At 62.4% G+C, this 15,239-nt stretch carries 13 protein-coding genes; 4 read left to right on the forward strand and 9 right to left on the reverse strand.

Annotated elements, in window-relative coordinates; translation table 11 throughout:
• Positions 1-41: 41 nt before the first annotated feature.
• Genes L1K66_RS11060 through L1K66_RS11075 form a run of 4 tightly spaced genes read right to left on the reverse strand, consistent with a single transcriptional unit; the run spans position 42 to position 3,522 of the window.
• On the reverse strand, positions 42-788 hold the full coding sequence (locus L1K66_RS11060; RefSeq protein WP_330221228.1) for an N-formylglutamate amidohydrolase: 747 nt from the start codon (positions 786-788) through the stop codon (positions 42-44).
• Positions 761-1,567 (reverse strand): 4-(cytidine 5'-diphospho)-2-C-methyl-D-erythritol kinase, encoded by an 807-nt coding sequence (locus L1K66_RS11065; protein WP_252260491.1) that lies wholly within the window; start codon positions 1,565-1,567, stop codon positions 761-763. The genes L1K66_RS11060 and L1K66_RS11065 overlap by 28 nt, the downstream gene beginning before the upstream one ends.
• Positions 1,564-1,872 (reverse strand): hypothetical protein, encoded by a 309-nt coding sequence (locus L1K66_RS11070; protein WP_252257937.1) that lies wholly within the window; start codon positions 1,870-1,872, stop codon positions 1,564-1,566. Before L1K66_RS11070 ends, L1K66_RS11065 begins: the two co-directional genes overlap by 4 nt.
• A gap of 3 nt (positions 1,873-1,875) precedes the next feature.
• Positions 1,876-3,522 carry an electron transfer flavoprotein-ubiquinone oxidoreductase gene (locus L1K66_RS11075; protein WP_252257938.1) on the reverse strand — a complete coding sequence of 549 codons (1,647 nt, stop codon included), beginning with the start codon at positions 3,520-3,522 and terminating at the stop codon, positions 1,876-1,878.
• A 106-nt stretch (positions 3,523-3,628) separates the two neighbouring features.
• Between L1K66_RS11075 and L1K66_RS11080 the strand changes: the two genes are divergently transcribed.
• From L1K66_RS11080 to L1K66_RS11095, 4 genes are read left to right on the forward strand one after another with little or no spacing between them, the layout of a single operon-like run.
• A complete protein-coding gene (locus tag L1K66_RS11080; protein ID WP_252257939.1) occupies positions 3,629-4,411 on the forward strand; it encodes a uracil-DNA glycosylase family protein in 783 nt (260 codons plus the stop codon).
• Positions 4,412-4,425: 14 nt separating this feature from the next.
• Positions 4,426-6,174, forward strand: coding sequence for a lytic transglycosylase domain-containing protein (locus tag L1K66_RS11085; RefSeq protein WP_252257940.1), 1,749 nt, complete (start codon positions 4,426-4,428; stop codon positions 6,172-6,174).
• 15 nt (positions 6,175-6,189) lie between these two features.
• Positions 6,190-6,720 (forward strand): molybdenum cofactor biosynthesis protein B, encoded by a 531-nt coding sequence (gene moaB / locus L1K66_RS11090; protein ID WP_252257941.1) that lies wholly within the window; start codon positions 6,190-6,192, stop codon positions 6,718-6,720.
• Between the two features lie 38 nt (positions 6,721-6,758).
• Positions 6,759-7,853 (forward strand): PA0069 family radical SAM protein, encoded by a 1,095-nt coding sequence (locus L1K66_RS11095; protein WP_252257942.1) that lies wholly within the window; start codon positions 6,759-6,761, stop codon positions 7,851-7,853.
• A 431-nt stretch (positions 7,854-8,284) separates the two neighbouring features.
• Here the strand turns inward: L1K66_RS11095 and L1K66_RS11100 are convergent, their stop codons facing one another.
• The 5 genes from L1K66_RS11100 to L1K66_RS11120 all read right to left on the reverse strand — a co-directional run bounded on the left by L1K66_RS11100 (position 8,285) and on the right by L1K66_RS11120 (position 15,232).
• Positions 8,285-8,719: a DUF1330 domain-containing protein gene (locus L1K66_RS11100; protein ID WP_252257943.1), complete on the reverse strand. Its 435-nt coding sequence runs from the start codon at positions 8,717-8,719 to the stop codon at positions 8,285-8,287.
• Positions 8,720-8,722: 3 nt separating this feature from the next.
• On the reverse strand, positions 8,723-10,333 hold the full coding sequence (locus L1K66_RS11105; RefSeq protein ID WP_252257944.1) for a long-chain fatty acid--CoA ligase: 1,611 nt from the start codon (positions 10,331-10,333) through the stop codon (positions 8,723-8,725).
• A 109-nt stretch (positions 10,334-10,442) separates the two neighbouring features.
• Positions 10,443-13,940: a DNA polymerase III subunit alpha gene (dnaE, locus tag L1K66_RS11110; RefSeq protein ID WP_252257945.1), complete on the reverse strand. Its 3,498-nt coding sequence runs from the start codon at positions 13,938-13,940 to the stop codon at positions 10,443-10,445.
• 73 nt (positions 13,941-14,013) lie between these two features.
• Complete coding sequence (locus L1K66_RS11115; RefSeq protein ID WP_252257946.1) at positions 14,014-14,493, reverse strand: glutathione peroxidase; 480 nt, start codon at positions 14,491-14,493, stop codon at positions 14,014-14,016.
• A gap of 64 nt (positions 14,494-14,557) precedes the next feature.
• Positions 14,558-15,232, reverse strand: coding sequence for an ABC transporter ATP-binding protein (locus tag L1K66_RS11120; protein WP_252257947.1), 675 nt, complete (start codon positions 15,230-15,232; stop codon positions 14,558-14,560).
• Between the last annotated feature and the right edge of the window lie 7 nt (positions 15,233-15,239).

Raw genomic sequence — 15,239 nt, forward strand, 5'->3', positions numbered from 1 at the left:
TTTGTTTCCCGTCGCTTGGATTTCGCGAAACGGCACTGCCTTTACTCGAGCGCGAGCGCAACCCTTCCGGCAACATCCGCGATCATTGCCGCCCAGCGCGACTGGTCCGCGCGGGTGGCGATGCGATCCTGCCGCACTTCGATAAAGCAATAGGGGCGCCCGTGTGCTTCGGCATGGCGGTTCATCGTCGCGTTGAGTTCGACGCCGCTATACGGCTCGTTATCGCCGACATTCAGGCCCAGTTCGCCGAACAGCCGGATCGCGTGGCGCGCGGCGCGATCGTCCTTATTGTAGAGCAGCGAAAGATCCCACGGGCGCGGTTTGTCGCAGGACGCCATCGCCGGGGTGAAGCTGTGGAGTGACAATATCAGCTTTGGGTTCTGCGCCTCCAGCCACTGCGCCAGCGCATCGTGATAGGGGCGATGAAAGCGTTCGAGCCGGGATTCGAGATTCGCGCCGATATTGCCGGGGATGGTGTAACCGTCGCTGCTGGTCGGCACGACATTGGGGTGATCCTCCTCGCGGTGGAGATCGACCACGAGGCGGCTCACCTGCGCCAGATGCGCCGGAATACCGTGTCTGTGAGCCATGCGTGTGGCAACGCCATAAACCCCGATGTCGATCGCGACGTGCTGCTCCATCAATTCCGGCGCCACGCCCAGCGGAATATCGTCCGGCACGAAGTTTGAGGCATGATCAGCAACGCAGACGATCCCGCTCGCGGTGATCCCGCCGATCTGTTCGTAGGGCCGTCCGTCGATCACCGCAGTTTCCCCGGCAGTTGCCACCAGTCGGGCCGGACTTCGCCGATGCGTTGTGCCGCCCGATCACGCTCCGCCTCGCTTTCATACAAGGCAAAGCAGGTCGCGCCCGATCCCGACATGCGCGCAATCCAAGGCTTGTCCGCGCCCAGTTCGGCCAGAACATCGCGGATGACCGGACACAGCGCAAAGGCCGGGGTTTCCAGATCGTTGCGCCCGTTCTGTGTCACTTCGCTGGCCTTGCCCTGTGGCAGCGGCCCCTTGTCGATCCGGTCCCACGCCTTGAACACCGATCCGGTGGAGAGCGGCACGCGCGGGTTGACGAGCAGGACGGGCATTCCGGCAAGGTCATTTGCGATCGGGTGAAGATCGGTGCCGGTGCCTGTGCCGATCGCCATTTCACTGCGCACGCAGGAGGGAACATCAGCACCCAGCTTCGCGGCGCGGGTCTGCCAGTCGTCAGGCAGGCTATGTTGCGCCTCAACGATGCGGAACACCGCCCCTGCATCCGCCGATCCACCGCCCAGCCCCGCCGCGACGGGCAAGTTCTTTTCCAGCGTCACGGCAAGGCCCTGAGAGCGTGGCAGCGCGGCAAGCGCCTTGGCCACCAGATTGTCGAAAGGATCATCCAGCCCTTGCGCGAATTCGCCCAAAGTCAACAGGCTATCCGCTTCCGCCGGTGTCACGCTCAACACATCGCCCGCATCGACAAAGGCGAACAGCGTCTCAAGCTCGTGATACCCGTCCTCCCGCCGCGCCCGAAGGTGCAGCGCGAGGTTGATCTTGGCGTAGGCGGTTTCCTTCATCGCTTCCACTCGACGAGATGCCACATCGGTGCAGCGAGGTATGCGAGCACCCCAGCAACCGACACCGTCATCGACACGATGGGATTCGTCTTCAGCGAGAGGAGCAAAAGGCCCAGCGTCATCCCGAACATTCCGCTGTATCGAAGCAATGGCTCGACGCGCTCCCATGCTTTCGTCAATTGCGTTCGCTCTCGATCAGGGATCAATTCCACGATCAATCGGTCGATCGTGTGTCGCGTGTTGTAATCCAGTGCGACCACAAACATGGCAATCAAAGCCGCCATCAATGGATCGAAATTCTGCACCGATCACATATTCGGATAGTTAGGCCCGCCGCCGCCTTCCGGCGTTACCCAGTTGATGTTCTGGTTCGGGTCCTTGATGTCGCAGGTCTTGCAGTGGACGCAGTTTTGCGAGTTGATCTGGAAGCGCGGCTCCTTGCCCTCTTCCTCGATCCACTCGTACACGCCTGCCGGGCAATAGCGGCTCGAAGGCCCCCCAAACACGTCGTATTCGCTCGCCTTCTGCAATTCGAGGTCGGCGACCTGCAAATGCACCGGCTGGTCTTCGGCATGGTTGGTGAAGCTGTAGGCGACATTGGTCAGCCGGTCGAAGCTGATCACGCCGTCGGGCTTGGGATAGTCGATCTTGGGATAAAGATCCGCACGGCCGGTGTAGGTGTAGTCGGGCTTGTGCTTCATGCTGATCGGCAGGCCGATCTTGAGCGTCCGCATCCACATGTCCACACCCGCAAGCAAGGTGCCGATATCACCGCCGTATTTGGCCACGGCAGGCTGCGCGTTCTGCACCAGCTTCAGCTCGTCGGCGATCCAGCTTGAACGCACAGCGGCATCGTAATCCGAAAGCTCGGTCTTCTCATGACCGGCGGCAATCGCCGCGGCGATGCTTTCAGCGGCCAGCATCCCGCTCTTCATCGCGGTGTGGCTGCCCTTGATCCGTGGCACGTTGACGAAGCCAGCCGCGCAGCCGATCAGCGCGCCGCCGGGGAAAGCCAGCTTGGGCACAGACTGCCAGCCGCCTTCGTTGATCGCGCGCGCACCGTAAGCGACACGGGTGCCGCCTTCGAGATATTCGCGGATCGCGGGGTGCTGCTTCCAGCGCTGGAATTCCTGATAGGGCGAAACCCAAGGGTTCTTGTAATCGAGCGCGGTGACGAAGCCCAATGCCACCTGGCCGTTCGCCTGATGGTAGAGGAAGCCCCCGCCCCAGCTGTCGCTTTCAGTGAGCGGCCAGCCCTGCGTGTGGATCACGCGGCCCGGTACGTGCTTCTTGGGGTCGATGTCCCACAATTCCTTGATGCCAAGGCCATAGACCTGCGGCTGGCAATTCGCCTCAAGGTCGAATTTCGCCTTCATCTGTTTGGTCAGCGAACCGCGCGCACCTTCGGCAAAGAGGGTGTATTTCGCCTCGATCTCCATGCCCGGCTGATGATCGCCCTTTTGCGATCCGTCAGCGGCGATGCCCATGTCCTGCGTGATGACGCCGCGGACATTGCCGTCTTCGTCAAACATCACCTCGTTCGCGGGGAAGCCGGGGAACACCATCACGCCCAGCGCCTCGGCCTGTTCGCCCAGCCAGCGGGTCAGATTGCCGAGCGATCCGGTGTAGCAGCCGTGGTTGCTCATTAGCGGCGGCATGAAGGCGTGCGGCAGCGATGTCTTGCCGGATTTGGACAGAACCCAGTGCCAGTTATCCGTCACCGGGGTTTCCGCCATCGGGCAGCCCATGTCACGCCAGTCGGGGAAAAGCTCGCTCAGCGCCTTGGGATCGACCACCGCGCCCGAAAGAATGTGCGCGCCGATCTCGGAACCTTTTTCAAGGACAACAACCTCAAGTTCCTCGTTAATCTGCTTGAGCCGGATTGCCGCCGAAAGGCCCGCCGGCCCGCCGCCCACAATCACGACATCACATGGCATTGATTCCCGTTCGCTCATGCGCTCTTCTCACCTCAGTATTAGCGTTGCGATATGCTTCGCAGACTTTTGTTGATGGTGCACTTGCTAACTGGAATTTGGACAGTCAAGGCCTGCATTGGATAGGATGACCGCAGCCACATCGCCTCTTGCCGCTGAATTGCATGCCGCTTTCGAATGGTGGCGGATGGCCGGTGTCGATCTGGAATTCGCCGATGACGCTACGGATTGGCTGAATAGCGCGAATCCGGCGGATGCGCTGGCCCTCGCCTCCACGGCGCCGCAAGCACCGGAACCGCGCGTGCAGGCCACCCGGACACCCGAACCGCTGCCGGAAAAAAATCCTGTCGAACGTGTCGATCTGCTGGGTGAAACGCCGCCGCAGACGCTCGCCGAATTTCGGGAATGGTGGATGGAGGCACCGGGGCTGGATGCAATCGGCCCGCGTGGCCGCATCGCATCGCGCGGCCCTGCCAATGCAGAATTGATGGTGCTGGTGATCGATCCGGAGGAAGGCGACCGCGATCGCCTGCTTTCGGGGCCGCAAGGCCGGCTGCTGTCGCGCATGCTCAAGGCGATGGGCGTGGACGAGGAACAGACCTGCATCGCTTCCGCCCTGCCGCGCCACACACCGATGGCGGATACCGCTTCGCTGGCGGCGCGCGGCATGGATGCCGTCACCGCGCATCACATCGCCATGGCGGCTCCAAAACGGCTTCTTGCCTTCGGCGGCAACATCCTGCCGCTAATCGGACACGAATTGCCGAAAGACGCTCCATCTTTACGTGAAATCAACCAGACATCCGCATCAGTGCCAGTGATGGTAAGCGAGGGGCTGGACAGTGTTCTGACGGTGCCCCGGCTCAAAGCCCGGTTCTGGCGGAGATGGATCGAATGGTCGGTCGAGTAAAGAGTACCCCCTGCATGCGCTCACTGCTGGCCGGAATTGCACTTGTATCCGGAATCGCCATTGCCCCTGCCGCTTCCGCGCAATCGAGCATGGTCGCGCAATATGATCGCGCGCAGAGCCGGAGCACCTCTGTTCCCGCCGTGCTCACCCAGAATGAAAAACAGCTTTACCGCGACATCTTCGCCGCGATTGATCGCGAGCAATGGGACGTGGTCGAGGCACTGCTCAAGCGGGCCGAAGGCGGATTGCTGCATCAGGTAGCGCAAGCCGAATATTTCACCCATGCCAACAGCCCGCGGATCAGCGGCGAGCAAATTGCCCAGTGGCTCAACGCCGGGGTTGATCTGCCTCATGCGCCGCAACTGGGCCGATTGGGTTCGGGGCGCGGGGTGGAGCAACTGCCTGCATTCCCGGCAACGCAAAGCTTCAGCCGCCAGCCCGAACCGAGCAAGCGCATCCGCCCGCGCTCGGTGGATGACGGCACGATCTCCGCCGAAGCCCGCGCAGCAATCCTCGAAGCGATCCGCAACGATGATCCCTCGGGCGCCTATGCGATCCTGCAGCAAGCCGAACCGATGATGAGCTCCGAAGCGCGAGCCGAATGGCGTCAGCGCGTTGCCTGGAGTTTCTACATCGAGAATGACGATCAGAACGCGCTCGCGCTCGCGGAAACCGTGTCGCAGGGCTCGGGCGCATGGCTGGCCGAAGGCGAATGGGTCGCGGGGCTGGCCGCATGGCGGCTCGGCTATTGCTCGCTCGCTGGCGAAGCATTTGCCCGCGCCGCGCAGCAGGCAACCAATGTCGAACTAGCCGCAGCGGCGCATTACTGGGCGCACCGTTCGCTTGTGCGTTGCCGCGAGCCCGAAGCCGCCGGACAACACCTGTCAGCCGCAGCCCGCTATGACGAAACGCTTTACGGCATGCTGGCGATCGACCAGCTGGGCATAGAAGTCCCCGCCGATGCTCCGGCGCAGAGGTTTTCCGCCGAAGACTGGCGCTCGCTTCAGGATCGCCGAAATGTCCGTGTCGCCGCCGCGCTGATCGAGATCGGTCGTCCCTCGCTCGCCGACGAAGTGCTGCGTCACGAAGCGCGCATCGGCCGGGCTCAGGATTACCCCGCGATGGCCCGGCTTGCCCGCGAACTGGGCCTGCCATCGACCCAGCTCTTCATGGCGCAATATGTGCCTTACGGAATGCGCGTCGATCCCGCTTTGCGCTTCCCGGTCGCGCACTGGCAACCGGCAACCGGCTGGCGGGTCGATCCCAGCCTCGCCTTTGCCCATGCGTTGCAGGAATCAAACTTCCGCACAAGCGCCGTCAGCCCCGCTAATGCGCGCGGCCTGATGCAGATCATGCCCGGCACGGCCAGCGATCACAATCGCCGGTTGAACCTTGGCGCGAGCTACGCCGATCTCAACGATCCCTCCGTCAACCTCGCCTATGGCCAGCAGCATCTGGAAATGCTGCGCGATAGCGGCGCGACGCAGGGTCTGCTGCCCAAGATCATGGCCGCCTATAACGCCGGACTCACCCCGGTCGATCGCTGGAATTACGAGGTCAACGATCAGGGCGATCCGCTGCTCTGGATGGAATCGATCCCCTATTGGGAGACACGCGGCTACGTCTCCATCGTGATGCGCAATTACTGGATGTATGAACGCGCCGCCGGTGTCGCCTCGCCCAGTCGCCGCGCATTGGCACAAGGCCGCTGGCCAGAATTCCCGCAGGCCGCTAGGACACGGACGGCAAGCATCAGCCAATAGCGAAAGGAACCCGGCATGGCGATTGACGAGGCGAAGGTCTTCACCCCGATCAACATTGCCGTGCTGACCGTTTCCGACACGCGCACAGCCGAAAACGACACTTCCGGAGACATCCTTGCCCAGAGAGTGACCGACGCTGGTCACAACCTCGCCGCGCGCCTGATCGCGAAGGATGATGCCGCACTGCTGGCGAGCCAGTTTGATGCCTGGATCGACGATCCGCAGATTGACGCGATCGTCTCCACCGGCGGCACCGGGCTCACGGGCCGCGATGTGACGCCCGAGGCGCTTTCACGGATCGAGGGCGCGCGCGAAATTCCCGGCTTTGGCGAATTGTTCCGCTGGATCAGTTTCCAGACCATCGGCACCAGCACCGTTCAATCCCGCGCCTGCGCGGTGGTCGCACGCGGCACCTATATCTTCGCCCTGCCCGGATCGAACGGCGCGGTGAAGGACGGGTGGGACGGCATCCTTGCCGAGCAACTCGACAGCCGCAACCGCCCCTGCAATTTCGTCGAGCTGATGCCGCGCCTCAAAGAGAAATAGCGCTTTTCACCGCACCATGTTCCTATTATGTTCTTCTGATGGGCACCACGGAACATCCCGATTTCGAACGCGGACGCGGAGCGGCCTCGGGCCAGCTCTCGACCCGTTTCGGCATGCCGCGGCGCGAGTTGGACGGCGACTGGCGCGATCATGTCGCCGCTCTCGACGGGCCGCCGGTAAAGCTGCGCACCACCGTCACCGAAGAACACCCCAAAACCATCCTCAGCTTCAACCAGTCGCCCGATATTCCGTTTGATCGATCGATCAACGCCTATCGCGGGTGCGAGCATGGCTGCGTCTATTGCTATGCCCGCCCTACCCACGCCTGGTACGATTTGTCGCCCGGACTGGATTTCGAAACGCGGTTGTTTGCGAAGCCCAATGCCGGGGAATTGCTGCGGCAGACGCTGAATAAGCGCGGGTACAAGCCTGCACCTATTGCACTGGGCACCAACACCGATCCGTATCAGCCGATAGAGCGGCGATACCGCATCACCCGTGATGTGCTGGAAGTGTGTCTTGAGGCGCGCCATCCGGTGACGATCACGACCAAGTCCGACAGGGTGCTGGCCGATGCCGATCTACTTGCGGAAATGGCGCGGGAAAAGCTGGTTGCGGTGGCGATTTCTGTGACGAGCCTCGATCCGGTGCTTTCGGCCAAGCTCGAGCCGCGCTGCGCCGCGCCGGCGAAACGGCTTGCGGCGCTGGGGCGGCTGGCGGCAATGGGCGTGCCGGTGCATTGCTCTATCTCGCCGATCATTCCGGCGATCACCGACGAATTCATGGAAAGCATCATAGAACGCGCCGCGACGCTGGGCGTGCAGAGCGTCGGGTGGATCCCGCTGCGCCTGCCGCACGAGGTCGCCCCGCTGTTCCGCGAATGGCTGGACGTCCATTGCCCCGAGCGGGCAGGCAAGGTGATGAACATCGTTCGCGAGATGCGCGGCGGACGGGACAATGACCCCGGCTTCTTCACCCGGATGAAGCCTCAAGGCGTGTGGGCAGACCTCATCCGAACGCGGTTCCGCGTGGCGTGCAGGAAGGCGGGGATTGATCGGAGCAAGGCGCAGTTCGAGCTGGATTGCTCGCGCTTCACACCGCCGGAAGTGGGCGGGCAGATGCGGTTGTTTTGAGGTCTAACCGTCACCCCAGCGAAAGCTGGGGTCTACAGCCACTATCCAACGTACCCAGCCACCTGAGATCCCAGCTTTCGCTGGGATGACGGGCTAGACGATTATCGCCTCGCCGATCAACCGGCCCTCCCATAGGTAAAATCGGCCCGCCGAACGAAATTTCGCTGCCACATCTTCTCCGAACACAAAGAAGAATTGCCCGGTCACCGTCTGGCCCAATCCAACCCAATCGCGATCAAACAGAATCCGCGCATCGTTATAGCAATCCGAGTCCAGCTCAAGCGCACAAGGACAGCCAAAGCCGTTCGGGACCGGCCCCGAACGTCCGCCTTCGGCGGCGAGATAGAACGTGACCTCAGCCGATAAATGCGGCGTTCTTTCCTGAAGATCGAGAACGCGGCCTTCAAATCCGATTGGGAGCGGAGGTTCGATTACCCAAATCCCCCGCCAACATCCCCCGGAGCAAACCGCATCAATCGGCTGTCCACCAGAGCCGCCGTACGGTTCATCACGGCCAGTTGGTAATCCGGGTCCTTGATCATCTCGAAAAACGCGGCCGAGCTCGGGTATTGCGCGACGAAGCCGTCGTGCCAGTCCTTGTCGCCCGGCCCCGTCACCATGGTCTGGAACGCACCGCGCCAGACAATCTTGCCACCGACGCGGGCGAAGATCGGGCCGCTGGTGGCGCCGTATTCCTGATAGGCGCGCCGCCCGGTCCAGCCATTGCCGTGGTGCTCATGGCCCTCGGGATATTCGGCAAGATCGCGGTACCGCAGCAGGTTGAGCATATGGATCGGCTCGTCCCGTGGCAGGTCCTTGAACGCCTTGAAGTTCTCAGGCGACGGATCGATGTAGAATTGCGCCATCGCCTAACCCTCCAGCTTGTAGTCGGCGAAGCGTTCACGCAGGTCTTTCTTCGAAATCTTGCCGGTTGCAGTGTGCGGGATGTCGTCGACGAACTCCACCGCATCGGGCAGCCACCACTTGGCGACCAGCGGCTTGAGATGCTCGATAATGTCGTCGGCCGAGCAATCCGCGCCTTCCTTCTTCACCACGAACAGCACCGGACGTTCATCCCACTTGGGGTGGAACATGCCGACGCAAGCGGCCTCTGCCACGGCAGGGTGGCCAACAGCGGCGTTTTCCAGCTCGACCGAGCTGATCCATTCGCCGCCTGACTTGATGACGTCCTTGGTCCGGTCGGTCAGTTGCAGCGTCCCGTCCGGGTGGAGGATGCCGACATCGCCGGTGTCGAACCAGCCTTCGTTGTTGGTCGCATCCTGATCGGCCTTGAAATAGCGGCGGATGATCCACGGCCCCCGGATTTGCAGCGCCCCCGAAGTCACGCCATCACGCGGCAGCTCGGTCGCCATGTCGTCGAGGTCCACCGTGCGCAGTTCCACGCCGAACACCGGGCGGCCCTGCATCGCGCATTTCTCGACCTTCTCATCAAGGCTGAGCGTATCCCAATCCCAGGTCGGCCCACCGACGGTGCCGATGGGGGAAGTCTCGGTCATGCCCCAGGCGTGCTGGACGCGGGTGCCGTTTTCAAGCAGGCGGCGGATCATGAACTTGGGCGCGGCGCTGCCGCCGATGGTCGCAGCCTTGAGCGGCGGCAGGTCGAGCCCTTCCTTGTCGCAATACTGGAAATGCGCGAGCCAAACGGTCGGCACGCCGGCGGAATCGGTCACGCCTTCACGGATCATCAGATCGTGCAGCACAGCAGGATCATTGACGGCGGAGAAGACGAACTTGATCCCCGCCATCGCGCCTGCATAGGGCAGACCCCAGCTGGCCGCGTGGAACATCGGCACCACCGGCAGCATCACCGACGAACTGGAGAAATTGAACGCGGCCGGTTGCAGCCCGGCGATAGCGTGCATCACCGTGGAGCGGTGTTCGTATTGCACACCCTTGGGGTTGCCCGTGGTGCCGCTGGTGTAACAGATCATGCAGGGATCGCGCTCGTCGCCTGCATACCATTCGTAATTCCCGTCCTGCGCGCCGATCCAGTCTTCGAAAGCGGGGGAGTGTTCGCCGCTGTCGTAGCAGATGTAATGCTCAACCGTGGTCCAGCGATCTCGCATCCGGTCGACAATGGGCTGGAACGCGGCATCGTAGAACAGCACGCGGTCTTCGGCGTGGTTGACGATGTATTCGAGCTGATCGTCGAACAGGCGCGGGTTCACCGTGTGAAGCACCCCGCCCATCCCTGCGACACCGTACCAGCTGACGAGGTGACGCGAGTGGTTCATCGCTAGGCTTGCCACGCGCTCCCCCGGCTTGATCCCCAGCGCGACCAGCGCCTGCGCCATTTTCAGCGCGTCGCGGCGGATACCTGCCCAATCGGTGCGGGTTTCGCTGCCATCGGCCCAGCGCGTCACGATCTCGCGCGCTCCGGCTTCGCGCGCGGCATGATCGATCACATGGGTGATCCGCATGGTCCAATCCTGCATCGCGCCAAGGTTCTGTGTGAGCATTGTGATGGTTTCTCCCGAATATGTGCCCGTGTTCGGGCCGAATTGCGGCGGAAACAATGGCGGGAGCGAGCGCCCTTGGCAATTGCCTAGTGCGGGTGAATTGCGGAGTTCAGGCCACCAGCCTGAGGTTTGCTCGTCCGCGCTGCGGTTCGAGCGCGACGTTCTCTATCCCCGGCACTCCGGAAAGCCGCTCTGCCAGATCGCCATTGAGCACGAAGTCGCTGCCGAGGCGCATATGCGCATACTCGTCATCGCCCAGCACAAGCCGGATCAGCACCTCGCCTTGAACCTTCGGGTCGTGCTCAAGCTCGAGCTTCAGTTCCGCCAGAGCGTCGATCGACAGCACATCGGCTTTCAGCAGCATCGCTACCGATCCGCTCACCGAAGAGAGCGGGCGCGCGTTGCGGATCGTCAGGCGCGGCGGCTCGCCCGGATTGGGCGAATCAAGCTCGACATTGAGCAGCACGCATTCGCCGCTCTGCGCCCATTCGGGGAATTTGGTGACGAGCGATTCCTCGAAACAGGCCGATGAGAACTGGCCCGAGGGGTCGGAGAAATCGGCACGGATGAATTCGGCGCCGCGCTTTGTCCGCCCCTTGCTCGCGCCTTCGACCATTGCCGCTATCACCGCCTGCCCACGGCCACCCGGAGGTGCGCCCGCTTCCATCAGGCTCTGATAAGTCCGCGCCCCCTGCGCCGAGGCGATCTCGCGATATTGCTGCACCGGATGGGCGGAGAAATAGAACCCGAAGTTCTCGCGTTCCTTGGCCATCTGTTCGGGGCGCGGCCACGGATCGGTGGGTTGCAGGCGCAAATCCTCCTGCGGGGCATGATCGCCGCCGAACAAACCGCCCTGCCCGCTCGATCGTTCACGGATCGCGGCGTCGGCCACCGCCAACAGCAGGTCGGCATTGGCGAACACCGCCGCGCGGTTCGGCTCAAGGGCGTCAAGCGCACCCGCGCAGGCCAGCCCTTCGAGCTGGCGGCGGTTCATCGCGCCTTGCGGCAGACGTTCGCACAGGTCTTTCAGGCTTTCGAACGGCCCGTTGGCGAGGCGTTCCGCGACCAGCGCTTCCATCGCCTTTTCACCCACGTTGCGGATACCGGCAAGGGCATAGCGCACCGCATAGCCATCGTCGGTCTGCTCGACGCTGAAGCGCGCTTCGGACGCGTTGACACAGGGCGGGAGTACGGTGATCCCCCCGCCAGGATAGCGCCGTGCATCATCGACGAAGGCACCCAGCTTGTCCGACTGGTGCAGGTCGAAACACATGGAAGCGGCGTAGAATTCTTCCGGATAGTGCGCCTTCAGCCAGCCGGTCTGATAGGCGAGCAGCGCATAGGCCGCCGCGTGCGATTTGTTGAAGCCGTAGCCGGCGAACTTGTCGATCAAGTCGAACAGCTCGTTCGCTTTCTTCGGCTCGATGTCCGACACCTCGGCGCAGCCTTCGATGAAGCGCGCGCGCTGCTTGTCCATCTCGGCCTGGTTCTTCTTGCCCATGGCGCGCCGCAACAGGTCTGCATCGCCGAGCGAGTATCCGGCGAGGATCTGCGCGGCCTGCATCACCTGTTCCTGATAAACGAAGATGCCGTAGGTTTCGGCCAGAATGCCTTCGAGCTTGGGATGCGGATATTCGATCGGCACTTCGCCCGCCTTGCGCTGGCCGAACAGCGGAATGTTGTCCATCGGGCCGGGGCGATAGAGCGAGACGAGCGCGATGATGTCGCCGAAATTGGAAGGCTTCACCGCCTTCAGCGTGCGCCGCATCCCGTCGGATTCCAGCTGGAACACGCCGACGGTGTTACCGTCCTGCATCAAATCATAGACGGCCTTGTCATCAAGCGGCAGTTCACCAAGGTCGATCTCGATCCCGCGCAGCGCCAGCAGGTCGACAGCCTTGCGCAACACCGACAGGGTCTTGAGCCCCAGAAAGTCGAATTTCACGAGGCCGGAGCTTTCGACATTCTTCATGTCGTATTGCGTCACCGGCATGTCTGATCGCGGATCGCGGTACAGCGGCACCAATTGCGACAAGGGCCGGTCGCCGATCACCACGCCCGCCGCATGGGTGGAGGAATTGCGCGGCAGCCCTTCAAGCTGGAGGGCGAGATCAACGAGGCGTTTCACCTCGTTGTCGTTGTCATATTCCTTTTTGAAATCAGCCGCCCCGTTCAAGGCGCGCGGCAGCGTCCACGGGTCGGTAGGATGGTTGGGCACCATCTTGCACAGCCGGTCCACCTGGCCGTAGCTCATCTGCAGGATACGCCCGCAATCACGCAGCACCGCGCGCGCCTTCATCTTGCCGAAAGTGATGATCTGGGCGACGTGATCGGCCCCGTATTTGCGCTGGACATAGCGGATCACTTCACCACGCCGCGTTTCGCAGAAGTCGATATCGAAGTCAGGCATCGAAACGCGTTCGGGGTTGAGAAAACGTTCGAACAGCAGCCCCAGCCTGATCGGATCGAGATCGGTGATCGTCAGCGCCCATGCCACGATGGAGCCAGCACCTGATCCGCGGCCTGGCCCCACGGGAATGCCTTGTTCCTTCGCCCATTGGATGAAGTCGGCAACGATCAGGAAGTAGCCGGGAAAGCCCATCTTCACGATGATGCCGATTTCGTATTCGAGCCGTTCGAAATAGGCCTTGCGCTCCTCCTCCGGCATTTCGCCATAGGGTTCGAGCCGCGCCTCCAGCCCGGCACGCGATTGTTCGGCGAGCATCTTGGCCTCGCCTTCCAGATCGCCTGCAAGGCTGGGCAGGATCGGTGCGCGATAGGGCGGCGCAAAGGCGCAGCGCTGTGCCACAACCAGCGTGTTGGCAGTCGCTTCGGGCAGGTCGGCAAAGATTTCCTGCATCATCGGCGCGGATTTTACGAAAGCGTCGCGATTGGTGCGGGGCCGATCATCATTGTCGATATAGGTCGAATTGGCGATGCACAGCATGGCGTCATGCGCCTTGTGCATGTGCGGTTCGGCAAAATTCGAAGGGTTGGTCGCGACCAGCGGCAGATCGCGGGCATAGGCCATGTCGATCAGGGCTGCTTCGGCTGCGGTGCAGACGGGATCACCGTGCCGTGCCAGCTCGATATACAACCGCTCCGGGAACAGCGCCTGCAAACGATCCGCGAGCGCCTCTGCTGCCGGGGTCTGCGATTCCGCCAGCAATCGGGTGAGCGCGCCCTCGCCTGCGCCCGATAGCGCGATCAGGCCATCCGTATGGCCTTCCAGCGCATCGAGCTCGACATGCGGCTCCAGTTCAAGCGGACGGTCAAGATGCGCCTTGGAGACGAGATGGCACAGATTGTCGTATCCGGCCTCGTCCTGAGCGAACAGCGGCAGGTAATCGACCTGCCGCCCGTCCGATGTTCCGTCCGAATTTGGTCGCGCGACCCCCAGCAGCGTGCCGATGATCGGCTGCACGCCTTCATCCTTGCACGCGCCTGCGAACATGACCGCGCCATACAGCCCGTTGCGGTCGCAAATCGCGATGGCGGGAAAGCCGCGTTCCTTCGCCAGCTTGGCAATCGCCTTGGGATCGATAGCACCTTCGAGCATCGAATAGGACGACAAGACGCGCAAGGGGACGAAGGGTGCGAACGGCATCCCCCCAGTCTAGGAATTTCCCGCAGATTCGGAAGCGCCAGAGGCGGCTAATTCTCCACAGGCAGCGAGCGGATCAGAGCAGCTTTTCGATGTCCCGCGCAATCGACTTGGGCGTGTCCTGCGGGCCGTACCGCTTCACGACATTGCCTTCGCGGTCGATCAGGAACTTGGTGAAGTTCCACTTGATCGAAGTAGAACCCATCAGGCCCTTCTTTTCCTTCTTCATCCAGTCGTAAAGCGGCGAGGCATCAGGGCCGTTGACGTCGATTTTCGCCATCAGCGGGAAAGTGACGCCGAAATTGACCTTGCAGAATTCGGCGATTTCATCGGCGCTGCCCGGCTCCTGCGCACCGAACTGGTTGCAGGGGAAGCCCAGCACCTCGAAATCCTTGTCCTTGAACTGCTGATACAGCTCTTCCAGCCCGTCATATTGCGGGGTGAAACCGCATTTGGACGCGGTGTTGACGATCAGCAGAACCTTGCCCTGCTTGGTCGCGAGGTCGAGCGTCTCGCCGCGATTGGTGGTGACGGTGAAATCGGCAATGGTTGTCATTTTCTATCCCCTGAATGCGTGCCTGCGAAAATGAGGAGAACCGCCTGACGTGGCAAGCCTCAAATCAATCGAGCACGCCGTCGTGCAGACGGACAATCCGGTCCATGCGCGAAGCCAGCCGCTCGTTATGCGTCGCGATCAGTGCCGCGCTGCCTTCGCCGCGCACCAGTTCGAGAAACTGGCCAAGCACAGTGTCCGAAGTTGTCTCGTCAAGGTTCCCTGTGGGTTCGTCCGCCAGCACCAGCGTCGGTTGATTGGCGAGCGCGCGGGCGACCGCGACGCGTTGTTGTTCCCCGCCCGAAAGCTGGTTGGGCCGGTGGGTGAGGCGGTGGCCAAGACCCAGATCGGTCAGCAACTGCTCCGCCCGCACCGTCGCGGCTGCCCTGTCCACCCCGGCGACCATTTGCGGCATCACCACATTCTCGGTCGCGTTGAAATCGGGCAGCAGGTGGTGGAACTGGTACACGAAACCAAGATGTTCGCGCCGGATGCGGGTGCGTGCGTCCGAAGCGAGCTTTTCGGCGCGTTCTCCGGCAATCGCAATCGAGCCTTCGAACCCGCCTTCGAGCAGGCCGACCGCCTGCAGCATGGTCGATTTGCCCGAGCCCGACGGGCCGAGCAGCGCGACGATCTCTCCCGGCATTATGTCGAGATTGACGCCGCGCAGCACCTCGATCCGCTGCCCGCCCTGTTCGAACGTGCGCCGCAGGTCGCGCAGGGAGACAATGGGATCACTCATTGCGGGT

This window comes from Erythrobacter aurantius, assembly GCF_023823125.1.
Classification (GTDB): Bacteria; Pseudomonadota; Alphaproteobacteria; order Sphingomonadales; family Sphingomonadaceae; genus Erythrobacter; species Erythrobacter aurantius.